Origin of the sequence: Dissulfuribacter thermophilus (genome assembly GCF_001687335.1) — a bacterium.
Lineage (GTDB): Bacteria > Desulfobacterota > Dissulfuribacteria > Dissulfuribacterales > Dissulfuribacteraceae > Dissulfuribacter > Dissulfuribacter thermophilus.
Map to the genome: position 1 here is coordinate 61,227 of NZ_MAGO01000011.1, position 24,132 is coordinate 85,358.

Below are 24,132 nucleotides of genomic sequence, written 5' to 3' on the forward strand. Positions count from 1 at the left end.
TTTTTGGGTTTTTGCTATAAATTATTGGCTAGAGAGTAATGGAGGTTACTATGAGTGACTTATTGAGTCTCGTCTTATTCTTCGGCATTGTATTCCTTATCATGCTTCTTTTTCTCTTTCGCAGCCATTTTAAGTTTTTAGAAAAATTCCTTGAAGATCCAAAGCAAAAACTCCGTAGACAATATGAGAGGGGAGAAATCACCAAGGAAGAATTTGAAAAAAAACTTAAGTTTTTAGAGTCATGCGGGTGACCTAGAAGATCATAGGTGCGTGCACCTATAAATTAATAACATGAAACACATCTTTGTAGAACCAGGAGACCTTGCAACTGGTGCAAAAGAAAAACTGATCCTTGAAACCTTTTTAGGCTCCTGTGTTGGCGTCACCCTGTTTGATCCCGTTAAAGAGGCTGGGGGTCTCCTACATATACTCCTGCCTAATGGCCCTAAACAAAAAATGGATCGAAATCCCAGCCTCTATGCAGAAACAGGCATCCTCACCCTGATAGACCGCATGAGGCAATATGGAGTGGATATTTCAAGATTAGAGGCGCATATTGCAGGGGGAGCAAAAATCATAACCAAGGGAAGGATGCCTAACATTGGCGTAGGAGAACGAAACATCTTAAAGACCCAAGAGGTCCTGGAAAGACTTAAAATCCCCATCATCACCAGAAGCGTTGGGGGTTCTATAGGAAGGAGGCTAAAACTCTTTCTCCCTGAGGGAAAAGTTCAGATTGAATTATCAAGGACGACAAAATCTCGTGACATTCTAAAACAAGAAAGCGAAAAAGGACAAAAACTGGCCCAAGAATTCGATTCTGATTTCTTCAGAAAGGCAGCAGAAGAACTAAAACCCGATTCAAAGATCGCTATTCGCGCCCTTCAACTTGTCGGAGGAGATCTTACCACATTAAAAGAGCTAGAGAAGCTCATATTAAAGGACCAGATCCTTGCAGGACGTGTACTCAGCATTGTAAACTCAGCCAAGTATGGACTTCCTCAACGCATCAGCAAAATCTCACATGCTATCAGCCTATTGGGTACAAAAAACTTTAAAAAGATCGTAATGCAGGCATGCGTCCAAGACCTGTATTCAAGACCCTTTAATGGCTATGGACTAGATGAGCAGGCCTTCTTTCATCATGCGGTAGCCTGTGCAGAACTTGCTCAGTTCCTTGCTGAAAATACTCAGGGTATTGATCCAGAAGAGGCCTATCTTGCTGCCCTTATGCACGACATTGGAAAGATACTCGTTGAAAGGCATTTCATCCACCTGTTTTTCAAAGTCAAAAGAACGGTATCCATAGAAAAGATACCCTTTTTATTGGCAGAAAAAAAGATATTGGGAGTCGACCATGCTCAACTAGGGAGATTGATTGCCAACTCATGGCAATTGCCACTGTCTCTGGAAGTTGCCATAGCATTCCACCATGAACCACGCAAGGCCAAAGATGCAATGGAACTCGTTGCCATTGTCCATATCGCAAACTACATATGCAATATGCTAGGCATTGGTCTGGGATGTGATACCATGTCAAACCTATTCGACACTACCTCATTGTCTCAGTTGGAGATGGACGAAAGAACCGTCACTGAAATCATAAGGTATATACCAGAAATTTTATTCAAACATGGACCAAACTGAAAAAGAAGCCCTTGACGAAATCGTGAGAATATTGGAACAATGGTCTGGGTGCCCTTTTTCACATTTTAAAAAAGGGACACTTATAAGGCGTATTAAAAGGCGACTAATTTTGACTAGAAAACCTACTTTTTCCATATATCTCGATTACCTAAAAATGTATCCAGTCGAATTTCAACATCTATTCGACTCTCTGACAATTAAGGTCAGCTCCTTTTTTAGAGATCCAGAGGTATTTGAGGCCGTTGAGCATGGGGTGCTACCTCTTTTGTTCAATCGCATAAAAAAGACTGGTCGAGGTCAGTTACGCACATGGAGCGTGGCCAGCGCTAAAGGTGAAGAGGCCTATTCCATGGGGATTCTTTTGTGTGAATTCATGAAGAACAATGCTTGGGCCAGAGATATTCCGGTTTCAGTAATAGGCTCCGATATAGACTCAACTGCCGTCAGAACTGCTAGACGCGGGATATACAAAAGAGAGGACCTGGCAATAGCCCTAACTAGATATCCCCAATATTTCAAACGAATTGTTGTTGAAAAAGATGAACTCTATGAGGTCCATCCAGCCCTGAAGAAAATCGTCTCCTTTCTCACCTTTGACTGCACAAACCCTGAATTCAAATCCCCGCCAGGAGGGGTCTTTGCAGAATATGACATTATTCTTCTGAGGAACGTGCTCATCTATTATGACAATGAGATCAAAGAAAGAATTTTTAAAAGGGTATTCGAGTGTCTAAAACCAATGGGTTTTTTGATCTTGGGGAAATCAGAAGTGATGCCCAAGCATATGGAGAAATATTTTAAAACTTTTAGCAGAGGGCACAAAATATACTTGAGGGGAGACTCGAGCCCATGATTCCATTTCAACCCAAGAATGAGAAGGTCAAGATATACGATGAAAATGGTATTCTCACCTATGAGGCTGTATACCAACTTTATCATCAAAGCATGACTCCAATCAGGATTGTTGGGACGGATTTCTCAATTCTCGCCCACAATCCTGCCATGAATGCCCTATGCCAGGTACTTGATCCCCAAATCATTGGAAAACGTTGTTTTGAGGTAGCTCGTTCAGACACGCACTGCGAAACCGACGAATGCCCTGTCAAACTCATACTAAATGGTGAAAAAGAAGTTATTCAACACTATGAATGCATTCTATGGAATGGGACAAACTTTCCAGCAACAGTCAAATCTACTCCTTTCTTCAATGAATTAGGTGAAATCATTGGGGTAATACAGGCAGTTACAGATCAAAGCGATCTCATCGCCTTTTCCCAAAGTCTGGAAAAAAAGAATTTGGAACTCGAGCAAAGACTAAAAGAGATAGAGGCGAGTTATGAGGTCACGAAGATCTTGAATGAAGAGGTTGAAGTGGAACAGATCGCTGAGCGAATCTTTGAGACTCTTCCAAATTACTTACCCATGGTTGCCGGGATATTTTACACCTTTGATAAAGAAGAGAAATTACTTATTCCAGCCTATGTAAAGGGAGTTACGCAGACTCCACCGCCCTTTTCAATCGGGAAAGGCATACTGGGTGAGGCTGCAAAGAAAAAAGATGTGATTTTTGTAGAAGATGTCCCTTCAAAATATTTAAGGATCAGTTCTGGGATCCTAAAACCAGCAAATCATCATATCGCCTGTATCCCACTCATTGCCGCAGATGAACTCCTAGGTGCAATTGAAATTGCCTCTGTTGTGAGCCTAAGAGCCCACTATGTTTTCTTGAACAATCTTTCTGGCCTGCTAGGGGTAGCCATTCAAAAAGCCCTCTTTTTAGAACAACTCAAACATCTCCAGGAAGAACTACGAGAACGAAACGAAAAACTCCAGGCACAAAACGAGGAACTTCAGGCCCAGAGTGAAGAACTTTTGGCCCAAACAGAAGAAATACAGGCCCAGGCCGAAGAACTTGCAGCTCAACGCGACGCCCTGGAACAAAAGACCCTAGAGGCAGAAGAAGCCAATAGGATGAAATCAATTTTCCTATCCAATATGTCCCATGAGCTCAGAACACCATTAAATGCCATAATTGGCCTGGTAAGACTCCTTAAGGAAGACAAAAGTGCTCCACTTACCCCCAAACAGCAAGAATATCTGGATATTGTCTTAAGAAATGGCCAAAATCTTCTTGATCTCATAAATGACATACTCGACCTTACAAGGATTGAATCCGGAAGAGAGGAAGTCAATTACGATATCATCTACCTGCCTGACTTTGTAAATAACGTATGTAAAAACATTCGGCCCCTGGCTGAGACAAAACCCCTAAAATTCGAGGTAATATTCGAAAATGCCCCCAAAACCATTTTCTCTGACCAGAAGAAAATAAGGCAGATCCTTACAAATCTCTTGGGAAATGCCATAAAATTCACTGAAAAAGGGGAAGTAAAACTAATAGTAGAAAAAAAGATCGGAGCAGATCGAGACTTTGTTTGCTTTATCGTTTCAGATACAGGAATAGGGATCCCCGAAGATGCCTTGGAAATCATATTCGAGCCTTTTAGACAGGTAGACGGTTCTCATACCAGAAAATACGGTGGTACTGGCCTCGGACTAAGCATATCTAAAAAACTTGCCACCCTACTGGGCGGAGAGATAGAGGTGGAAAGCCAGCTTGGCAAGGGCACCACCTTCAAGGTCTTCATCCCAGTAGATAGGAGAAGCAAATACAGGATGCCCGATGACGAATGGGCCGAAAGACTCAGAAACACCCTTTTAACGCCTCCTCCTTCTGAAGATCAGTTAACTCGTGGCAATAAAGATGAATTGAGGCAAGGTGTCCATAAATTACTCTTGGTAGACGATGACCTGATTGTGGGTAGAGAAGTCAGCACACTCCTCAAACAGGAGGGATTCAAGGTCATTTATAGTGCGGATCCGCAGATTGGATTAAAGCTCTTAAGAGAAGAAATACCTGACCTTGTGCTTCTTGACCTCAAGATGCCAGTTATGGATGGATTTGCCTTCCTCAGAGAGATGAGGAGGGACGAAAACATAAAACAAATACCCGTAATAGTCCTTACTAGTTTAGACATTGACAAGGATACTGAGAAACTATTCCCTCCAAACGTAAAAGGGACCCTTAAAAAGGGTAATATCAGACAGGAAGGACTCAAAAAGTGCATTAATGAAATCCTTTCTTCTTGTAAAGACATAACAAGCGACGAGCCTGGCTATAAAGGCAGTGAAAGCTCCCATAGACAACTTAAGGACACATGTAAAAAAATTCTCGTTGCAGAAGACAATCCTGATAATCTCTTTTTGATCAAAGAGATACTTGCTCCAAAGGGCTTTGAGATCATACACGCAACAAACGGCAAAGAGGCAGTTTCCCTGACTATACGTCATGTCCCGGACCTCGTATTGATGGATATTCAGATGCCTGAAATGGATGGAATCAATGCCACGGCAGAGATTAGAAGACATCTTGATAAGCATATTCCCATAATTGCACTTACAGCAAAGGCCATGAAAGGAGACAGGGAACACATCCTTTCATCTGGGCTCGATGATTACATTTCAAAGCCCTTTGCTCCAAATGAGCTCATATTTGTCATCGAAAAATGGATCAATAAACCTGAAAACAGAAAACAGTGTGGGGGAAGTCATGACAAGACAAAGTTCTCTTGATAAGAGACCCACCATTTTATTAGTTGATGATCTTCCCGACAACCTATACGTGTTTACGGAACTCCTAAGGAGAGAGGGTTACGAGGTAATTGCCGCATCCAATGGGAAAAAGGCCCTTGAACTCCTCTATTCACACCCAGAACAAATAGATCTTGTCCTCTCAGATGTGATGATGCCTGAGATGACGGGATTTGAGCTTTGTAAACTAATAAAGGGAGATGACAGGATCTGTGAAATACCTATCATTCTCATAACTGCCCAGCTCATGAATGAGGAGCACGCTGTAGAAGGCCTTGAAGGTGGTGCAGACGACTATATAAGCAGGCCCATCAGTCCAAACCTTCTAACCAAGAAGATAAATGCCGTTATAGAAAGGAAATCTATGGCGGATAGATGGCGAGAAAAGAGCCGGAGGACCCAGGAGGCCCTCGAGGTCAAGGAGTGGCATACAAGAATGCTGATCCATGACCTAAGGAATCCATTGACGAGCGCCATGGGATTTCTCTCAATACTTGCAATGGATGATTCCCTTTCAGCTCGCCACAGAGAGCTCATCTCAAAGATACAAAATGCCATTCAAAAGGAGGCAGAACTCCTTGAAGACATGCTTACCCTAATTGCTGCCAGGGAAGGAAGGCTTTACCTGGAATTAGAAAATTTCAATCTAATGGATCAGATTACGGAAGTAATGTTCCTAGAAGAAGGTGCAGCCGCCAAAAAAGGTGTAATAGTAGAAAAAGAAAGTCTCGTAGATGACCTCACAATCTATGGGGACAGACGCTTGATTGGGAGAGTCCTTACAAACCTGCTCGACAATGCCATTAAGCATGCACCAAGAGGTACCAGCATACGAATTAACGCCTTTAGGAATAGGGCCCATGAACGCCCATATGTCCCACACAACGTGGAAGAAGGATGGATAGTATGCGGCATCTCAAACCTTGGTTCCCCAATCCCTGAAGATAGTAGAAAAAAAATATTCGAACCCTTTGTTCAAATACCCAAAGATAGCAGGATGTCTTGTCTCCTGGGCGTTGGTCTAGGGCTTTCATTCTGCCAAGAAATAGTCAGACTCCATGGAGGAAAGATTGGCGTAATCAGCCCAATCCCAGGACTTGACCAGGGTACGATCTTTTACTTCTCCATGGCTCCAGCATAAGACCATGGTTCTGAATAACTGGCCGCTATTGCTTTAACCCAAACTTTCATGACGACCGAAATTCGTCACCCTCGTGGATGAAAAAAGGAATAGGGAGAAGCCTTTTAAAAGTTTTGAGTTTTGAGTTCTGAGTTTTGAATTGAAGGAAAAGAACAATTTTAGAAGTTTTGAGTTTTGAGTTGAAGTAAGTAACATTGATGACTGCACCACTCAGTCCTCAGTCCTTGCTTCTTCCTTCTACCTTCTTCCTTCTACCTGTTATATCAGGTAAATTATCCCAACGGGTATTTTCACGGTAAATATTTTTCTTTACTTGAGTCCTTTTTCTTTTAGATATGGCACATATTTTTTATCAGTAATACATATGTGGTTTGTAAGCCAATCCTTTAAAAATTTCAGGAGTTCAATCGATACGGTTGCCTTACCTTCATCAAATTTTTCTTTAAAGGCGAGTACTTTCCTAGTAAGGTCATTGTGAACTTTTTTGTGTAGTTCTGCCTCTGGATAACCAAATTCATCAAAATATTTTTCCTCCGTTCCAAAGTGATAAACAGTATAGTCTATTAGCCCACTTAGAATTGAGGCTATCACCTCATGATCAGTGCCTTCTTTAAAAGCCCTATGCAGGGTATTGACCATAGAAACTAATTTTTTATGCTGGTCATCGATTTCCTTAATGTCAACGGAAAACTTGGGTCCCCATTCAATAAAATTGTCTTTAGAGGCATCTTGAGTCACTAAACTGCGCCCTTTCAATGTAGTATGAGATGAGTTTTCACGTGGAGAAAAGTCAGAATCACTAGCCAATCCTCTATTGACACTTCCTTTTGCAATGGTTGTCCAACGAGTTAGTAATTCCACAACTTCATTAAACAATGGCTCAATATTTCCTTCGAAATACGAAAAAATTTCCTTACGATCATGTCCGCTTGATATCATATTTTGAATTGCAACCACATCACGATGCATTTTCTCATGGACTGGGATGAGCCTACGCAATATATCTTTTATTCTATTGTCACTTGGAACGTATGAAGTCAAAAATCTTCCGAGGCTACAGCGGCTTGGATCAGTCTCCACATCAGATGGTATCATAGAGACTATGCCACTTACCAGCTTCTCTCTCCATTGTAGGTGTTGGAATAAAGCAGTATTTACCTTTACCGCCTCTGGTACCACATCCATGAGATCTTTTTGGACTTGAATATCCACTACTACCAAGGCATTTAACAGTGAAGACTCCTCTTTCACCATCTCCATTCCCTTTTCACATACAAATAGCTCCCTATTCATGTGGACCAGTCTCTCCAAGTCTCCTTTCAAGAAATTGGCTTTTTCCTCTACACCCCCTACCAAGCTGTTTACATTTGAAACATTTTCAGTGATCTCATTTATAGTTGCCGTCTGTTCTTCAGTGGCACTAGCTATTGTATTGGCCAAGTTTGTTACCTCTTCCACCGAATAAGCAATTTGATTCACTGACTCCACAGCACCTTTGGTGTCGTCTTGAATGGTCCTGATCATCTGGGTAATCTCTTTTGTGGCCTCTGCTGTTTGCTTGGCAAGCTCTTTGACTTCATTTGCAACCACTGCAAAGCCCTTTCCAGCCTCTCCGGCACGAGCTGCCTCTATTGTGGCATTTAGGGCCAAAAGGTTTGTTTGTTCTGCGATGGCATTAATTACCTTGATTATATCACCAATTTTTTCAGAACTTGCATTTAGCCTTCCTATGGCCGTTGATGCCTGTCCACCCAGTTCTAGTGCCTCGTTGGCTTTCTGTGCAGCTTGTTGGACACTCTGGGCAATTTCTGATGCCGCCACAGACAAATCTTGCATGGCCTGTGTTACTGTATCTAAACTTGATCTAGATTCAGTTGACATATGCGAAAGATTGCCTGCAACCGCATCCACTTTTTGATTGAATTCATGAATACCTTGAACCGCCTTTGACAGCGCATCCTTGACATTTTGGGTCATATTTTCTTGAGAATCCAGTGTATTGAAAATATTCATCATCGTAGCTGTAAACACATTGTAAATGTTCATAAGAGTCTTTATTTCTCTTGGACCATAAGGATACAAAACAGTATTAAATCTACCTTCAATTGCTTCTTTAAGGGATTCTATTACGGAATGAAGAGGTCTCATAACATACTTGAGATTAAAAAATGTAATAAAAGATAAAAAGATCAAACCACCTATAATCATGACAGCCCAAAATACATTGTTAACAAACTTGATGTGCTTAAGACTGTCATTAATTTTACGTTGAACGCCGTCTAAGCCCTCTAAAAATTGTGAAATTTCATTTATTAACTTGTCACCTTTAATTACTATCTCATCATGACCAGCTCCTGAAATAGAGCTCAAAACAGCTTCTAACTCATTTTGCAATCTAAGCTGTTGCTCTGCTAAGTACTTAAATTGTGGCGAACTAGAAAGGAACTCTGCTGTCATGGCAAACTCTTGTTGAAGCTCCCTTAGTTTTCCTGTTGAAAGCTCACTATTGCCTTTGACAGTAAAGATGGCGTTAGAGAGCTCTAGCAACAAGGCTTTTTCGTGCAAAATCGTCATTTCTAGCGTAACGAGCCTATTGGTTTGTCTTTCAAATACAATTCCTCCTACAATTAGGACAATACTGGCAAAAAACATTGCTCCAACTATTGCTGGAATTGCAAATGTAAGTGAATAAAAACGATCAAATGATTTCATGTCCTTGCCCTCCAAACACATTTGGAGTATTAAATTGCTCCCTAAAGAGAATCGGATCACAAAGTGAGATACTTGAAACCTTTTTCAATGGTCAGTTTGAATGGATAAGACGCTTCTTATACAGGAAAAAAGACTTCTAAGGATAAAGGAATGCCTCCAGAAAAGGCAACCAGACCTCAGACTGTATTTGGAGAATGTACAAAATCACCACAACGTAAGTGCAATAATTAGAACCGCAGATGCAGTGGGCATATTGCACATATATTACTCTCTTCAAAAGAATCTCCCAGTAAATGACGCTATAACATGTGGGGCTCATAAATGGGTCATACTTGAGAAGGTAGAGGACCAAGCGGACTTTTTAAAAAAGATGAAGTCACAAGGCTTTCAAATTGTGGCCACTGCCCTCACTCCTGATGCAATAGATTTTAGAGATATTGACTATACCCGCCCACTGGTGATTGTAATGGGCAATGAACTCGAAGGGATATCAGAAGAACTAAAAAACAAGGCTGACATCATCTGTAAGATACCTATGCATGGAATGGTCCAGAGCCTTAACGTCTCAGTTGCAACTGCGCTCATACTTTACGAAGCACAAAGGCAGCGTGAGCAAAAGGGTTTTTATTCGAAAAAACGTATTTCCAGTGAACTCGAAGCAGAACTCATAAAAAAATGGGGTATTTATGAAGTCCTGAAAAAAAAGTCCAGGGGCAGACTAAAGGGCTCTTGTTTATGTGATTTAGGTAAAGTATGCTTTAAAAAGGAATAAGCGTTAAAAGGGCACCGCACCTCATTGGTTGGCGGGCGTCAGAGCAGAGCACAGGCACCACATCTTATTGCTCTAGACCTCCGCATCTGCGGGACTCACTAAGCGCTTATACCTTGGGGAACTACATGTAACTTCCTGTAATTCCCCAGCAAAAACTTATAGGAGTCCTATATGCCTGGAGACATCCCCAATACCACTCCACTAAACAAATTTAAAATCCCTTATAACGCAGGCAAAAGCCTAGCCATCTTTTTTGGAGCAATTATCCTGGCCCTAACGCTATGGAATTCATGGTTTACAGTTGCCCCAGAAGAGGTTGGTATCATCCTTAGATTTGGGAAATATGTTAGGGAAGCACCGCCAGGGCTAAACTTCAAATTTCCAAATCCAATTGAAAAAGTAATCAAAGTCCCTGTCCAAAGACAGCTCAAAGAAGAATTTGGATTTCGTACCCAAAAAGCAGGGGTGCGAACTCTCTACGCACAAAAAAATTATAGGGCTGAATCCCTAATGCTTACTGGAGACCTAAATGTTGTTGTGGTGGAATGGAGTACCCAATTCAGGATCAAAGACCCTTTCAAATTCTTATTTAAAGTCCGCGACATGAAAAGCACATTTAGAGATATGAATGAGGCGGTAATGCGCCAGGTGGTGGGCAATAGAACCGTGAACGAAGTTTTAACCACGGGCAGACGGGCCATTGCAGAAGAGGTAAAAAGATCGCTTCAAACCCTTTGCAATCAATATGAAACAGGCATTGCCGTAGACCAAATCGTGCTCCAAAATGTTACCCCTCCAGACCCTGTTAAACCATCCTTCAACGAAGTAAACCAAGCGCAGCAGGAAAAGGAAAAACTCATAAATCAGGCCATGGCCGAATATAACAGAATCATACCAAGGGCTAAGGGAGAAGCCCTAAAAACCATACAACAAGCTAAAGGCTACGCAACTGAACGAATTAACGAGGCACAGGGTGATGCCCTTTGGTTCGAGGCCTTGCTCAAGGCCTATAAAGAGGCCCCTGAAATTACAAAAGCACGCCTTTACCTGGAGACTATGGATAAGATCTATCCGAAATTGAAGACAAAATACATTATAGACCAGGAGATAAAAGGGCTTTTGCCTCTCCTCAACCTTGGAAAGGAGGGCAAGTAAATGAAAGGCTTTGGAATTGGATTAATCATTATTGCTTTGTTAATAGGCGCAGTAATTGGTGGGGCATTTTTCATAGTGGATGAGACAAAGCAGGTAATCATAACTCAATTTGGAAAACCTGTTGGCAAACCCATCAAAGAACCAGGACTTCACATAAAAATCCCTTTTATCCAACAGGCTAATTACTTTGAAAAAAGGTTTCTGGCATGGGACGGAGAACCGAGTCAGGTGCCAACTAAAGACAAACGCTTTATATGGGTTGATACTTATGCCAGATGGCGCATCAAAGATCCCCTACTCTTTTTCCAGCGTTTGAGAGATGAACGTGGCGCTCAGTCGAGACTTGATGACATCTTAGACGGCGAGACGAGAAATGTCATAGCTAAACACCTCCTCATCGAGCTAGTACAGGGCGCTGACAAGAGGATACCAATAGAGGCCATAGAGATTGGAATCGGAAAAGCCAAAACGGCCTTTAGTGAATCTGCCTTTGGTAGAGAAGATCTCCAAAAGGAAGTACTGCAGGCAGCATCCGAGAGGACAGAAAATCTAGGGATTGAAATATTGGATTTTCGCTTTAAAAGAATCAATTATGTAGAAGAAGTCAGACGCGAAGTGTATGCCCGCATGATTTCTGAAAGAAAGCGCATTGCCGAACAATACCGCTCTGAGGGTGCTGGAGAGGCTGCAAGGATATCGGGACAAAAAGAACGAGAACTCAAGGTGATACGTTCAGAGGCATATAAAAAGGCCAAGGAAATTAAGGGTAAGGCAGATAAAGAGGCAGCAAGGATCTATGCACAGGCCTATAATAAAGATCCTGACTTCTACGCCTTTTTGAGGACTCTTGAGACCTACAGACGGGCCCTAGCCTCCAACACAACTCTTATACTTTCAACGAAGAATGATTTTTTGAAGTACTTAAAAACTGGACTTTCAGGAAGGTGATATGGCAACAAAGATAGATGATATTACAGTTAGATATGAAGATACTGAAGGTAAAGAGATCATCCGCGAATTAGACAAAGAAATACTTTCACGTGGCGCCTGGACCACTATCATGTTCTTATATGAAGAATTGGACCCCAAGACAGGAGAATTTAAAGGCCCAAAGGTAACAATCAGGCGCTACAAAAAGATAAGAGGCGAATTTAGACAACAGAGCAAATTTAATATCTCTAGTGCAAAACAGGCAATGACAATTGCTAACACCTTAACCAAATGGTTTACTGAGGCTTCTCCTTCTTGTGACAAAACAGACAACGATACTTAGGGGGATGGTCCTTTGGAAGCGGAGCAATCTTGTCTTGATCGTGACATGAAGGACAAAACTTTTCCGCTTCCTTCTTCCCCATTGGATAAAATTTTTGATGAATTTCATCATAGGGAAGCTTTTTTGTTGTCTCGGGTGGTGCCTTAAATAGTACTATTAATATAATGGCGCACACCCCTATAAAAAGTACAGTATATAAATTGCTTCTTTTTTTGCCTTGTTCCGGGTGTATTTTTTGTTGGTCCATATCAAAATAAAAGCAAGTTTTTGGTAAAAATGCAAGAACGTATCCCAAACAGTTCAAATAAATCTGGTCAATACCCATATCAAAAAATGGCTGCAGATGGTTCACTTAGGCGTTTTTTCCGTGTGCCAGAAAAAGGGCTGATCATCATGCAACCAGCGCCAGGCCCTATGGGAATTCCAGAACAGATTAGTTATGCACGGATTTCTAGCCATCTTATGGCCAAGGGCGTTCCCGTTCCCAAACTCATCTCTTTTGACCCTGAGTCTGGAACAATTTGGGTAGAAGACCTAGGGACAAGGTCTCTATTCAGTGAGGCAAATACCTATAAATCTTCAGGCCAATCTCTCTTTCCTCTCTATGAGAAGGCAATCACAAGCCTCGTATCATTTCAAGTGGATGGACGCGACGGTTTTGATCCAAAATGGTGTTACGATACACCTTCTTACACAGGCCATTTTGCAGCCAAAAGGGAGGCCCTCTATTTTACAAGATTTTTTCTCGAAAGATTCATGGGACTCAATCGAAATTCTTCTCTGGAACAAGAGCTCATATCCTTTTCACAATCTATTGACTCATTCAAATATTTGGACTCTCTTATACACAGAGATTTTCAGTCTAGAAATCTACTTTTAAAGGAAGACAAAATTTTTATTATTGACTTTCAAGGTGCCATGATAGGCCCAATATTTTATGATTTGGCAGCACTTTTAAATGATCCATACGTGAATCTTCCTCGACAGCTAAGAGGACAACTCTTTAATTTCTATTTAGATAAGCTGAATGAAAGAGGCATAGATATTGATCAGAATCAGGCAAAGTATGAATTCAGAATCATGTCTCTCTTTAGACTACTTCAGGTACTTGGAGCCTTTTCCTTTCTTTATTTGGAGAGAAAACGGTCCTTTTTTAAAGACTATATTCCCACTGCACTGGCTACATTAAAAGATCTCTTGGTCCATGAAGAATTCTTTGATCTCGTAATTCTAAAAACTACTCTTAGAGCACTATGAAGTTGAAAAGTTTTCTCAGAATTTCTCTAATAACTCTTGTATTCGTTATAGTCCTACTAGTATCGGCACTTATAGCCCTACCCTATCTATTAAATAATCAGTCAGTCAAATCTAAACTCGAGCAGATTCTATCGAATAAGGCCAATGCCGAAATAAGTTTCGATAATATTGAGCTTTCATACCTTCCTTCTCTAAATTTTCTCATTCATGATCTCAAACTCCAAAAAGGATCATTTTTTGCTAAAGCCAATAGTGTAAAGGTCTTTCCAAATCTTTTGGGGATTATCCATAAAGACGATCCAAATCTCATAGGAGCAGTTACCTTTAAAAAGCTCAAGATCCAACACCACTACGATATAAAAGAAGGAAAAATCAAATTTGTCCATGAAAAGATCCTGTTTTCCACCACTTGTACCATAAATGGGGAATGCAACTTTTTTGCCCAAGGGATTTTGAATCCAAAGACTGGAGACATATCAGGTTCACTAAAAGCCAGGGATAGTTCGATCAAATCCATTGTATCTATCTTTTTGAAAGGGAGTAGCTTTGAAGGAAAACTTCAGTCATTTGAAGCCCAGTTCAATACCAACTTTAAAACTAAAGACACCTTAAAAATACCCAGCTTTAGCCTCGCTCTCAAAGCTCCAGTCCTTCACGCCTCAGGTAGCATGAACCTTTCTAGATCAGACAACCAAACCAGGGTTGATATGAACCTAGATTTTAAAACTCCCAATCTCGCCAAAGTGAGATCTTATTTTCTTAAACACCTAGGTAATAAAAAAGTAGTTAAGGAAATATGCTCTATCGTAAGAGGAGGAGAACTTGAGAGATTAAACATACTATATAAAGGCACAACTGAAGGCTTAAAGCACGTTGAGAACTATGTAATAACTGCTTCGGCAAAAGACGTCCCAATATACATACCAAAACTGGATCTATCCATTCAAAAGACTACTGGTTCAATCGCAATTAAAAAAGGCATTCTCACTGGAAAAGGACTATATGCTACTCTTAAGGACACCACGTGCAAAGACGCTTCCATTCGCCTTGATCTCATTGGGACAGACAAGAGACTATCCTTTTTAGGAAATTTATCGGCTAGCTCAGAGGACATTGTTTGGGCAGTCAAAAAAATAGTAAAAGAGAAATTTGTCCAAAATTGGGCACAAAAGATACAGTGGACCAGGGGCCACATGATGGGAACCCTGGCTGTAAATGGCCCCCTTAAAAAGCCAATAGTCGAAGTAAATGCAAGACCAAAAGATATTTCCATAAAATTTAAAGGGAAATTTTTGCCATTTTTCGTAAAAAAAGGCCATTTCTACCTGAATACACGTGAAAAAAGGGTATCTTTAAAAGAAATTTCTGGATCATACGGCGACACCCATTGGGCCAGTCTTTCTACACAAGTGGTATGGGAAAGGCCTGTCCCATTCACTCTGAGGATGAAGGACGCACAAGTCGATTTAAAAGAGGGTCTTACCTCTATTGAGCACACTTCTTTTAATCGAAAATTAAAAAAAATAGTCAATAATGTGGCAGGCTCACTAGATATTAAAGACCTAATGATAAAAGGGGACTTTTTAAATCCGCAAAAATTGCACTACACTCTAGTACTAGACGGAGCTGATCTTGAGTTGGATTCTCCTCTTCTACCTCAAAAGGTCAAGATAAACTCTGCAAGGGGAAAAATTTTTAATAACAACATCAGGCTAAAAGACCTCTCTTTACTATTTGATGACCGAACAAACCTAGACCTGACTCTAAATCTTGTACACCAAAAATTTAGTGGTTTTAAAGGACAGATTACAATTTCAGGCACTGTACACAATGGAGTTGGGACGTGGATAATTGGAAAGAATTTTATCCCTGAGGATTTTATTCCTCGTCTTCCCATACATTTAAAAGACCTTAAAATCAACTTTGGTAAAAGAGAACCTATTCTAATTTCAGGGGAATTTAGCTCAGTTACCAAAAAAGGTGAGGCTGTACATGCAGACTTATCCTTTAGAAAAACTCAAAACATCTTGTCTCTTGAAAGATTGATCATAAATGGACCTGCCTCAAATGCAGTACTCAGACTCGAGGTAAACTCCAAAACAAAAGGAGGGGACCCTGGTAAGCTTGCCTTTTTATTCAAGGGTGTTCTTTCTGGTAAGGACCTCGACGCCTTATTAAAGGATAACAGGCTTCTTATTGGCAAAATAAAGGGCCGAATAGGCCTTTGCACAGGACACTGTGGGCCAAAGCTAACCGTTCACAAGGCCAGCTATAAACAACGAGCCCCAAAAAAATCCTCAGGTGGAGTGCCACAGGACTTCTCACACGTAGTGGACATCAACGGAGACCTATATGTAAAAGACCTATGGTGGCGTTGGGGAGTTAACAGGCCAATCCTCGTCCAAGAATTGGCGCTAAAGGGCTCTAACAATCACGTAAAAATAAATAAAATGTTGTTTACTGAAGGGAGCATTTCAGGAAGCGGAAATGGCGTCATAAGCTCCACTAAAAATGGTTTCTCTACAACTTTAACAATCTTTTCAAAAACTATGGACGTAGATGAAATATTATCTCTTTTTACTAAAAAGAAGCAAAAATTAATGGATATAGATAATAAACCAACTCTGGTTAAGAAAAAAACAAAATTTTTATGGCCAGACGTTATAAATGACATAAAGATCGATTTTGAGACTCCTGAACTAATTTATAATGACAGGATCTTAAATGATGTACATGGAAATGCAATTCTCTTAAAAGACGGTAAGATAAATATCGATATACTGTCCTCTCTCCTCTGTGGTGTACATGCAGCCTTAGGCTATGAAAAATCTGGTGAAGACTATAATATTCGACTAAACGTATGGACAGAAGAGGACGAGAAACGACCAGATCTCAAAGATACCCTAGAGTGTCTAGGAGTGCCAGGCGAGGCCCTGAGCGGACCATTTCAGTGTTCTATCACCCTTGAAGGAATGACCGAAAACTGGACAAAAGGTTCATTCATGCTAAAGGCTGGTCCTGGAATAATCAAACATTCCAGCATGTTCTCCAAGATATTCTCTATCCTGAACGTAATAGATCTATTTTCCAAACAGGGACTCGACAAACTGTTCTCTCGTGAACTGCCCTATTCATACTTGGAGATTGAAGGTCCTATTGAAAACAATAATCTGGTCATAAATAGATTGGTATTGAAGGCTGAAGGCCTCAATTTCTATGGAACAGGCAATGTCGCCTTGAACACTTGGGACATCGACCTATATATACTGGTTTCTCCGTTTAAGGCCATTGATCTCCTCCTTTCAAAAATCCCGATTGTTGGTTATGTAATAGGAGGTAAAAATCGCACCCTAGTAACAGTACCATTGAAGCTCTCTGGCAGCATTAAAGATCCAGAAGTTGTTCCACTGGATCCAAAGGCCCTCAGTAAAGGTGTGCTAGATATCTTTAAAAATGTTATATCCATACCAATTAGAGTTATAGTACCTGAAAAAACTCTCAAATAGTAATAAACAAAATGGACAGAGGATTTATACACGTTTACACAGGAAATGGAAAAGGCAAAACAACTGCTGCCCTGGGTCTTGGCATTAGGGCACTTGGTGCTGGTTTAAAGGTATTATTAGTTCAATTTCTAAAAAAAGGTGATTTTAGTGAGATCCGATTTCTGGGTTCTCAACCGAACATTGAGATAAGACAGTTCGGAACTGGGAAGTTTGTTAAAGGCCGCCCTTCAAAAGAAGATGTAGAAGAGGCAGAAAGAGGCATCAAAGAAATAAAGGATCTTTTGAATTCTGGTAAGTTTGATGTAGTCATTCTGGACGAGGCCAACATTGCCGTCAAATATGGCTTAATTGATCTAGAAACAATTATAGATTTAATAGAGGCACGTCCAAAGGGGACAGAAATCATTTTAACTGGCAGAGGAGCTGATCCCAAAATCATTGAACTGGCAGATCTTGTAACGGAAATGCAGGAGATTAAACACTACTTTAAAAAAGGAGTTTATGCGAGAATAGGTATCGAAAAATAATTTAGACAGACCTGTGAAAAGGTGTTATAAGTTTCACCGTTCGGGGAGAGGCAGGTATTTAGCCATGCCATACCCGTGATTGGTTATAAAAAGGAGGGTGATAACAATGTGGAATCCTATAGAAAGCGCACCAAGAGAAGAAATTACAGCGATACAATCAAAGAGGCTTTGCGAAATGGTGCAGAGGGTTTATCACCTCGTGCCATTTTACAGAGAAAAATTTGATTCTCTAGGCATTAAACCAGAAGATATAAAAAATGTAGACGACCTAAATAAACTTCCTTTTACAACAAAACAGGATCTGAGAGATCATTATCCCTTTTCCCTCTTTGCCACTCCCATGGATCAGGTTGTAAGGATTCACTCCTCGTCTGGAACTACAGGAAAACCTACGGTAGTTGGCTATACAAGAAGAGACATGGACGTCTGGATCGAGGTGATGGCCCGTACTCTTAAAATGGCTAACATCGGTCCAGGAGATGTCGTGCACAATGCATATGGATACGGCCTCTTCACAGGGGGGCTCGGTTTTCACTATGGCGCAGAAAAAGTCGGGGCTGCAGTAGTGCCCTCTAGTGGAGGTTTTACTAAACGCCAGTTACTCCTTATGAAGGACTTTCAGGCAACAATACTTTGCGCCACACCATCATTTGCTCTTCATCTTGCAGAAGTAGCAAAGGAAGAAGGATATGATCTTAAAAATGACTTTAAGTTAAGGGCTGGCTTCTTTGGTGCAGAACCGGCATCCCATGGTCTGAGAAAGGCGATTAGCGAGGCCTGGGGAATTCAATACCATGAGGCCTATGGGCTTTCTGAAATAATTGGTCCTGGAGTCGCTGCCGCTTGTCCTTATGGTAGGCTCCACATAAATGAAGATCACTTTATTCCCGAAATTATTGATCCTGAAACCCTTGAAGTACTTCCTCCAGGTTCAGAGGGTGAACTTGTTTTTACCACTATAACCAAACAGGCCCTCCCAATAGTCAGATATCGTACAAAAGACATTACTACGTTGCACACCGAGCCCTGTAAGTGTGGTAGGACCCTCATTACAATGGAAACAGTAAAGGGAAGATCAGATGACATGCTCATAGTAAACGGAGTCAATGTATTCCCATCTCAGGTAGAACATGTGCTGACCAAAATAGAGGGGATCACTCCCAATTATGTGATAGTGGTAGAGAAAAAAGGTGTACTCGATAAACTCGAGGTATGGGTTGAGGTTGATGAGCAGATCATTTCAGGCGGAATAGGCGCCCTTGAAGATCTAAAGACCAAGCTCCAAAACGAAATGCTCAATGAACTCTATATCAACGCAAAGGTTAAACTTGTGGAGCCCAAGACCCTGGAAAGAAGCATGGGCAAGGCACAGCGTATAATAGATAAGAGGCCTGAGATATAAAATAGGAGGGAATATGAGGGCAAAATATGCAGTAAAACAAATCTCTGTCTTTCTTGAAAACAGAAAGGGAAGATTACTTGAAGTCACAGAGGCCTTAAAAGAGGCAAACATAAATATTAGGGCCCTGGCTATGGCAGAATCGGCGGAATTTGGTATTTTAAGACTGGTAGTCGATAATCCCGAAAAGGCAAAGACAGCACTCTCCAAATGTGGTTTTACAATCAATGAGCAGGATGTATTTGCAGTTGAGGTAGACGATGAGCCAGGCAGTTTCCATAAGGTTGTCAGGGTATTGGCAGAAGATGATATCAATATTGACTATACTTACGCATTTGTAGGCGACAGTCACAAGGCTGTCCTCATATTTAGGGTCCAAGACGAATCTATTGAAAAGGCTCTTGAGGCCCTCTCTCAAAATGGAGTCCAACTTGTAGAACCTATTTTTTTCTATTCTTAATAAGAATAGGTTTATGAATTAAAAATTTAAGGTGAGTGCGGAGATGAGGACAAAATTTATATTCATCACAGGTGGAGTATTATCTTCTTTGGGCAAGGGACTTGCCGCTGCATCGCTTGGAGCATTACTCGAGGCAAGAGGACTAAAGGTCACCTTTCAAAAACTTGACCCCTACATCAATGTTGATCCGGGTACTATGAACCCGTTTCAACATGGTGAGGTCTTTGTAACCGACGACGGTGCTGAGACGGATCTAGACCTTGGACACTACGAACGCTACACCCAGGCAGAGCTTGGCCAAAAAAACAACTATACCTCTGGCAAGATTTATGACACCGTCATAAGAAAGGAACGTAGAGGGGATTACCTTGGTGGGACAGTCCAAGTAATACCCCATATAACAGACGAAATAAAACATGCCATTTTACAACTAGAAGGTGATGCCGACATCGCCATAATAGAAATTGGTGGTACTGTTGGAGATATTGAGGGCCTACCATTCTTAGAGGCCATAAGACAACTCAGAGGGGACCTTGGAAAAGAAAATACGTTATATATCCATGTCACCTATGTTCCCTTTATTAAAGCAGCAGGAGAACTCAAGACAAAACCCACTCAACACAGTGTAAAAGAGCTTCGCTCAATCGGCATTCAGCCAGATATACTCGTGTGCCGCACAGAAGGCGACCTATCCTCTGACATTAAGGCTAAAATTGCATTGTTCTGTGATGTCAAAGAAGAATGTGTCATAAGTGCAAAAGACGTAAGCTGTATATATGAAGTCCCATTGAGATTCCATGAAGAGGGTCTTGATGAAAGGGTAATCCAATCCCTCAATATGTGGACCAGGGCTCCAATACTCAATCCATGGAAGGATTTAATGGTGAAAATTAATGATCCTCACCACAAAGTGAGGATCGCCATGGTAGGAAAATACGTCAATTTAAAAGAATCTTATAAGAGCCTGAATGAGGCCCTATTTCATGGAGGAGTTGCCAATAGGTCAGAGGTAGAAATTGATTTCCTGAATAGCGAAGAGCTGACAGGAGAAGAATTAAGATCCAGGCTATCAAAATGTAATGGTATCCTTGTACCTGGTGGCTTTGGTACCAGGGGAATACCCGGCAAAATAGAGGCAATCCAATATGCCCGTGAACACAAAGTTCCATTTTTTGGGATATGCCTTGGAATGCAACTGGCTGTTATAGAAATCGCACGTAATGTTGCAGGGATAGAAAATGCCGATTCAACTGAATTCACTCCCTCAACGCCGGAACCGGTCATTTATCTCATGAAAGAGTGGTTTGACTACAGGAAAAACAGGATAGAGAGAAGGGATGAGAATACTGATCTCGGTGGCACCATGAGGCTTGGGGCATATCCATGTAAGCTAAAAGATGGGACAATAGCCTACAATGCCTATGGGGTTGACGAAATCTTTGAAAGACACAGACACAGATATGAATTCAACAATGCATACAGAGATGTATTGGAAAAGGCCGGAATAATCTATGCAGGGCTAAGCCCAGATGGAGAACTTGTTGAGATCATAGAATTAAAAGATCATCCCTGGTTTTTGGGCTGCCAATTTCACCCAGAATTTAAATCAAGACCTCTATCTCCACATCCGTTATTTGTCTCATTCATTCATGCTGCGCTTAACAATAAGCTTGAGAATGGGGCCTAAAACTCCAAACGAAATGTGAGAGAAAGAGAAAAGCGATTTCAAAATGAAGGTTAGGATTATTCATCTTGAAAAATGCAATTCAACCTCTGCCACAGAACAGGCTCTGAGTAGAGTAGCAGAGGAAATGGGGATCACCGTGGATATGGAAGATATAGTAATCCATAACATGGATGATGCCCAAAAGTATAGACATATCGGAAGCCCTACGGTGCAGATTAACGATCTCGATATAGACCAAGCAGCAAGAGAGATAACTCAATTCGGCCTCACTTGAAGGCGATATGAGGGATCGTCGATCCCACCAGAAGACATGATAAGGAAAGCCTTTAATGAGGCCCTAAATAAAGAGCAAAATGAGTAACAGAGAAAACATGCATCCGATATTTAAAGAATTTTTCACATCCCCTACCCCACTTATCATTGCTGGGCCGTGTGTCCTAGAGACCGAGGACGTGGCCTTAAAAATCGGACAATTTATGAAGGAAGTGGCAGAAAAGGCCGGTTTTCTATACTGTTTCAAGGCCTCCTTTGACAAGGCCAATCGTACTTCAATTAGCTCCTACAGGGGGCCAGGCCTTGAGAAGGGCCTAAAAATACTGGATACTATTAAAAAAGAACTAAATTGCCCAGTGCTGTCAGATATCCATGAGCCATACCAGGCAGAAGTATGTAAAGGTGTGCTCGATTGCATACAAATACCTGCATTTCTTTCGAGACAGACTGATCTTATAGTTGCTGCTGGTAATACTGGACTTCCGGTAAATATTAAAAAAGGACAATTTATGGCCCCTTGGGACATGAAACATTCTGTTAAAAAGGTGGAGAGCACTGGAAACAACGCCATTATGCTCACAGAACGGGGCACCCAGTTTGGATACAATAATCTTGTGGTCGATATGCGCTCCATTCCCCTCATGAAACAATTGGGAGTAAAGGTCATTTTTGACGCCACACATAGTGTACAACTCCCAGGAGGTGGAGATGGATGCTCATCTGGCCAAAGGGAATTTGCCCCACTTCTTGCCAGGGCTGCCTTTTGTGCCGGGGCAGATGGCGTCTTCCTGGAAGTACACGTTGACCCTGAAAAGGCACTTTGTGATGGTCCCAATAGCCTGTATCTTCATCAGGCAGAGAAACTCTTAATGGACCTAAAAAAGATCAATGAAATAAGAAGAGAATTTGTAGATGTCGCATCTTGACAAGGAAATCATTTTTAAAAAGGCAAGTTCGATTCGTCTCCTAATTTCCGACGTAGATGGAGTCCTTACAGATGGGACTATAGTCTACACTGATAGCGGACAAGAAATAAAATCCTTTTCTGTATTGGACGGCCTTGGAATAAAACTCCTAATGGAAAACCATGTAGAATTTTCCATTCTTTCGAGCAGAAAGAGTGAAGCCACTTCTAAAAGGGCCAGAGAATTGGGCATAAAATATTGCCTTCAGGGCGTGAAAAATAAGCTCGAGGCCTATAATGACCTCAAGGCCCAAATGGGGCTTCATGACTCTGAAATAGCCTATGTTGGAGATGATTTGGTTGATTTACCGGTTTTAAGGGTAGTTGGTCTATCGATTACTGTCCCCAATAGTCCACCACCCATGAAAGATTTTGTCCACTACGTTACCAAACGCCCTGGAGGCATGGGGGCCATCCGGGAAGTGGCAGAGTTGATACTCAAGGGTAAGAATCTTTGGAGTAGAGTCCTCAATAAATTCATCTACCCAGATGAATAGATGGAAAAGCACGAGATTCGAATGCCGAGATCTAAAAAATATCCAATGCCCAGACCTCAAAATTCAAAAAAGAGCGCAATACTTGCCAAAAGGCTATAGCTAGGATGAATAAAAAAAAGGCAATAATTTGGCTAAGTTCAATCTGTGTACTTGCTTTAGGCATTGCCAATCTCTTCAGATTTAATCACGATGAACTAGAATTTCCGCGACCCAAAATATATGCCGACGCAAAAATGTCGGGCATTTTTTATCAAAAAATAAAGAAGAATCAGCTCATTATGAAATTAAGAGCCGATGAAGCCATACTCCTAAAAAAAGATAAAAGGCTCACGGCAAGACACCTTACGCTTTCAGTATTAAAGGACGGGACTCAATTAGCCAAACTCAGGTCCTTAAAAGGAGAACTAGATTTAGACACAATGGATGCACTTTTCTTGGATGATGTCAGACTTGAAACAAAGAATAACGGGGTCTTATTTACTCAAAAACTTCGTTACATTCCCTCCTCTGAACTATTGACTACTGATGTTCCAGTAATAATCCAAAAAGGCGGCCTAAAGGTAACAGGAAAGGCCCTATCCTATAACTTGAAAACCGGGAAGATGTTAATTAAAGAAAGCAAAACTTTTATAGAAAGCCAATAAGGAGGCAATATGCCTAGATACCTTTTTTTCACCAATCTGCTACTTTTATTTTTTTTCTTAGCATCCCACTGTCTTGCAGCCCCTACAAAGAAAACCGATGAGTCAATTCACATTACAAGCAACCAAATGGAGGCAATGGATAAAGAGGGAAAGGTTGTCTTCAAGGGTAACGTCGTTGCTAAAAAAGGAGGACTTACCATCTATTCAGATGTCCTTACGGTCTATTATCAGTCAAAAAAAGGGACCAAGGGCAAGGACAGACGTGCTCTAAAACGATTGATCGCCAAGGGCAATGTAAGAATCATCCAGGGGAACAAGACGGCAAAGGGTAAGATTGCTATATATGATAAAGATACGGAAGTTATCCAATTATCAGGGAATGCTCAAGTCTGGCAGGGGAAAAATACTGTCAAGGGCAATAAAATCACCTTTTACATTAATGAAGACAAGAGCATTGTAGAAAGTGCCCCTGGCAAAAAGGTGGAAGCTGTAGTCTTTTCAGGGGAGCAGTAAAGGGACCGAGCAATAAAAAATGAAGTGTAAGCCTATAAAGAACAGATTTAATTA

General features: G+C 41.2%; 21 protein-coding genes. 20 read left to right on the forward strand and 1 reads right to left on the reverse strand.

Going from position 1 to position 24,132, the window contains the following annotated elements; translation table 11 throughout:
- Positions 1-50 precede the first annotated feature (50 nt).
- The 5 genes from DBT_RS09760 to DBT_RS09780 are packed head-to-tail and all read left to right on the forward strand — an operon-like array spanning position 51 to position 6,439.
- Positions 51-251, forward strand: coding sequence for an SHOCT domain-containing protein (locus DBT_RS09760; protein WP_067619868.1), 201 nt, complete (start codon positions 51-53; stop codon positions 249-251).
- Positions 252-291: 40 nt separating this feature from the next.
- Positions 292-1,647 (forward strand): HDOD domain-containing protein, encoded by a 1,356-nt coding sequence (locus DBT_RS09765; protein WP_067619871.1) that lies wholly within the window; start codon positions 292-294, stop codon positions 1,645-1,647.
- Positions 1,634-2,500 carry a CheR family methyltransferase gene (locus DBT_RS09770; protein ID WP_067619874.1) on the forward strand — a complete coding sequence of 289 codons (867 nt, stop codon included), beginning with the start codon at positions 1,634-1,636 and terminating at the stop codon, positions 2,498-2,500. The genes DBT_RS09765 and DBT_RS09770 overlap by 14 nt, the downstream gene beginning before the upstream one ends.
- On the forward strand, positions 2,497-5,280 hold the full coding sequence (locus DBT_RS09775) for a response regulator (protein ID WP_067619877.1): 2,784 nt from the start codon (positions 2,497-2,499) through the stop codon (positions 5,278-5,280). Before DBT_RS09770 ends, DBT_RS09775 begins: the two co-directional genes overlap by 4 nt.
- Positions 5,258-6,439, forward strand: coding sequence for a hybrid sensor histidine kinase/response regulator (locus DBT_RS09780; protein WP_067619880.1), 1,182 nt, complete (start codon positions 5,258-5,260; stop codon positions 6,437-6,439). Before DBT_RS09775 ends, DBT_RS09780 begins: the two co-directional genes overlap by 23 nt.
- Positions 6,440-6,748: 309 nt before the next feature.
- Here the strand turns inward: DBT_RS09780 and DBT_RS09785 are convergent, their stop codons facing one another.
- Positions 6,749-9,151, reverse strand: a complete 2,403-nt coding sequence (locus DBT_RS09785) for a bacteriohemerythrin (protein WP_067619882.1) — start codon at positions 9,149-9,151, stop codon at positions 6,749-6,751.
- A 100-nt stretch (positions 9,152-9,251) separates the two neighbouring features.
- On the opposite strand from DBT_RS09785, the gene DBT_RS09790 reads away from it, so the two are divergent.
- The 15 genes from DBT_RS09790 to lptA all read left to right on the forward strand — a co-directional run bounded on the left by DBT_RS09790 (position 9,252) and on the right by lptA (position 24,078).
- Entirely contained in the window at positions 9,252-9,923 is a 672-nt protein-coding gene (locus tag DBT_RS09790; protein WP_067619885.1) for a TrmH family RNA methyltransferase, read from the forward strand.
- A 171-nt stretch (positions 9,924-10,094) separates the two neighbouring features.
- Positions 10,095-11,078: an FtsH protease activity modulator HflK gene (gene hflK / locus DBT_RS09795; protein ID WP_067619888.1), complete on the forward strand. Its 984-nt coding sequence runs from the start codon at positions 10,095-10,097 to the stop codon at positions 11,076-11,078.
- Positions 11,079-12,026 (forward strand): protease modulator HflC, encoded by a 948-nt coding sequence (gene hflC / locus DBT_RS09800; RefSeq protein ID WP_067619891.1) that lies wholly within the window; start codon positions 11,079-11,081, stop codon positions 12,024-12,026.
- 1 nt (position 12,027) lies between these two features.
- Positions 12,028-12,351 (forward strand): hypothetical protein, encoded by a 324-nt coding sequence (locus tag DBT_RS09805; RefSeq protein WP_067619894.1) that lies wholly within the window; start codon positions 12,028-12,030, stop codon positions 12,349-12,351.
- Positions 12,352-12,627: 276 nt separating this feature from the next.
- Positions 12,628-13,608: an aminoglycoside phosphotransferase family protein gene (locus DBT_RS09810; RefSeq protein WP_067619897.1), complete on the forward strand. Its 981-nt coding sequence runs from the start codon at positions 12,628-12,630 to the stop codon at positions 13,606-13,608.
- Entirely contained in the window at positions 13,605-17,114 is a 3,510-nt protein-coding gene (locus DBT_RS09815) for an AsmA family protein (RefSeq protein ID WP_067619900.1), read from the forward strand. Before DBT_RS09810 ends, DBT_RS09815 begins: the two co-directional genes overlap by 4 nt.
- A gap of 11 nt (positions 17,115-17,125) precedes the next feature.
- A complete protein-coding gene (gene cobO / locus DBT_RS09820) occupies positions 17,126-17,641 on the forward strand; it encodes a cob(I)yrinic acid a,c-diamide adenosyltransferase (protein ID WP_067619903.1) in 516 nt (171 codons plus the stop codon).
- Between the two features lie 106 nt (positions 17,642-17,747).
- Positions 17,748-19,043, forward strand: a complete 1,296-nt coding sequence (locus DBT_RS09825) for a phenylacetate--CoA ligase family protein (protein WP_067619906.1) — start codon at positions 17,748-17,750, stop codon at positions 19,041-19,043.
- 13 nt (positions 19,044-19,056) lie between these two features.
- The gene (locus DBT_RS09830) at positions 19,057-19,500 is read left to right on the forward strand and encodes an ACT domain-containing protein (protein ID WP_067619909.1); all 444 of its coding nucleotides are present in this window, start codon (positions 19,057-19,059) and stop codon (positions 19,498-19,500) included.
- Between the two features lie 43 nt (positions 19,501-19,543).
- Entirely contained in the window at positions 19,544-21,187 is a 1,644-nt protein-coding gene (locus tag DBT_RS09835; protein WP_067619912.1) for a CTP synthase, read from the forward strand.
- Positions 21,188-21,230: 43 nt separating this feature from the next.
- Positions 21,231-21,461, forward strand: a complete 231-nt coding sequence (locus DBT_RS09840; RefSeq protein WP_067619915.1) for a DF family (seleno)protein — start codon at positions 21,231-21,233, stop codon at positions 21,459-21,461.
- Positions 21,462-21,540: 79 nt separating this feature from the next.
- Positions 21,541-22,386 carry a 3-deoxy-8-phosphooctulonate synthase gene (gene kdsA, locus DBT_RS09845; protein WP_067619918.1) on the forward strand — a complete coding sequence of 282 codons (846 nt, stop codon included), beginning with the start codon at positions 21,541-21,543 and terminating at the stop codon, positions 22,384-22,386.
- A complete protein-coding gene (locus DBT_RS09850) occupies positions 22,373-22,921 on the forward strand; it encodes a KdsC family phosphatase (RefSeq protein WP_067619921.1) in 549 nt (182 codons plus the stop codon). The genes kdsA and DBT_RS09850 overlap by 14 nt, the downstream gene beginning before the upstream one ends.
- 104 nt (positions 22,922-23,025) lie before the next feature.
- A complete protein-coding gene (gene lptC / locus DBT_RS09855) occupies positions 23,026-23,565 on the forward strand; it encodes an LPS export ABC transporter periplasmic protein LptC (protein ID WP_067619923.1) in 540 nt (179 codons plus the stop codon).
- A gap of 9 nt (positions 23,566-23,574) precedes the next feature.
- The gene (gene lptA / locus DBT_RS09860; protein WP_067619926.1) at positions 23,575-24,078 is read left to right on the forward strand and encodes a lipopolysaccharide transport periplasmic protein LptA; all 504 of its coding nucleotides are present in this window, start codon (positions 23,575-23,577) and stop codon (positions 24,076-24,078) included.
- Positions 24,079-24,132: the final 54 nt, after the last annotated feature.

Coding starts and splice junctions, on each gene's coding strand:
- DBT_RS09835 (WP_067619912.1), top strand. CDS start 19,544: ATGAGGACAAAATTTATATTCATCACAGGTGGAGTATTATCTTCTTTG.
- DBT_RS09760 (WP_067619868.1), top strand. CDS start 51: ATGAGTGACTTATTGAGTCTCGTCTTATTCTTCGGCATTGTATTCCTT.
- DBT_RS09825 (WP_067619906.1), top strand. CDS start 17,748: ATGTGGAATCCTATAGAAAGCGCACCAAGAGAAGAAATTACAGCGATA.
- DBT_RS09805 (WP_067619894.1), top strand. CDS start 12,028: ATGGCAACAAAGATAGATGATATTACAGTTAGATATGAAGATACTGAA.
- DBT_RS09815 (WP_067619900.1), top strand. CDS start 13,605: ATGAAGTTGAAAAGTTTTCTCAGAATTTCTCTAATAACTCTTGTATTC.
- hflK (WP_067619888.1), top strand. CDS start 10,095: ATGCCTGGAGACATCCCCAATACCACTCCACTAAACAAATTTAAAATC.
- DBT_RS09765 (WP_067619871.1), top strand. CDS start 292: ATGAAACACATCTTTGTAGAACCAGGAGACCTTGCAACTGGTGCAAAA.
- DBT_RS09780 (WP_067619880.1), top strand. CDS start 5,258: ATGACAAGACAAAGTTCTCTTGATAAGAGACCCACCATTTTATTAGTT.
- DBT_RS09785 (WP_067619882.1), bottom strand. CDS start 9,151: ATGAAATCATTTGATCGTTTTTATTCACTTACATTTGCAATTCCAGCA.
- kdsA (WP_067619918.1), top strand. CDS start 21,541: ATGAGTAACAGAGAAAACATGCATCCGATATTTAAAGAATTTTTCACA.
- DBT_RS09790 (WP_067619885.1), top strand. CDS start 9,252: ATGGATAAGACGCTTCTTATACAGGAAAAAAGACTTCTAAGGATAAAG.
- cobO (WP_067619903.1), top strand. CDS start 17,126: ATGGACAGAGGATTTATACACGTTTACACAGGAAATGGAAAAGGCAAA.
- DBT_RS09770 (WP_067619874.1), top strand. CDS start 1,634: ATGGACCAAACTGAAAAAGAAGCCCTTGACGAAATCGTGAGAATATTG.
- lptA (WP_067619926.1), top strand. CDS start 23,575: ATGCCTAGATACCTTTTTTTCACCAATCTGCTACTTTTATTTTTTTTC.
- DBT_RS09850 (WP_067619921.1), top strand. CDS start 22,373: ATGTCGCATCTTGACAAGGAAATCATTTTTAAAAAGGCAAGTTCGATT.
- DBT_RS09775 (WP_067619877.1), top strand. CDS start 2,497: ATGATTCCATTTCAACCCAAGAATGAGAAGGTCAAGATATACGATGAA.
- DBT_RS09830 (WP_067619909.1), top strand. CDS start 19,057: ATGAGGGCAAAATATGCAGTAAAACAAATCTCTGTCTTTCTTGAAAAC.
- DBT_RS09840 (WP_067619915.1), top strand. CDS start 21,231: ATGAAGGTTAGGATTATTCATCTTGAAAAATGCAATTCAACCTCTGCC.
- hflC (WP_067619891.1), top strand. CDS start 11,079: ATGAAAGGCTTTGGAATTGGATTAATCATTATTGCTTTGTTAATAGGC.
- lptC (WP_067619923.1), top strand. CDS start 23,026: ATGAATAAAAAAAAGGCAATAATTTGGCTAAGTTCAATCTGTGTACTT.
- DBT_RS09810 (WP_067619897.1), top strand. CDS start 12,628: ATGCAAGAACGTATCCCAAACAGTTCAAATAAATCTGGTCAATACCCA.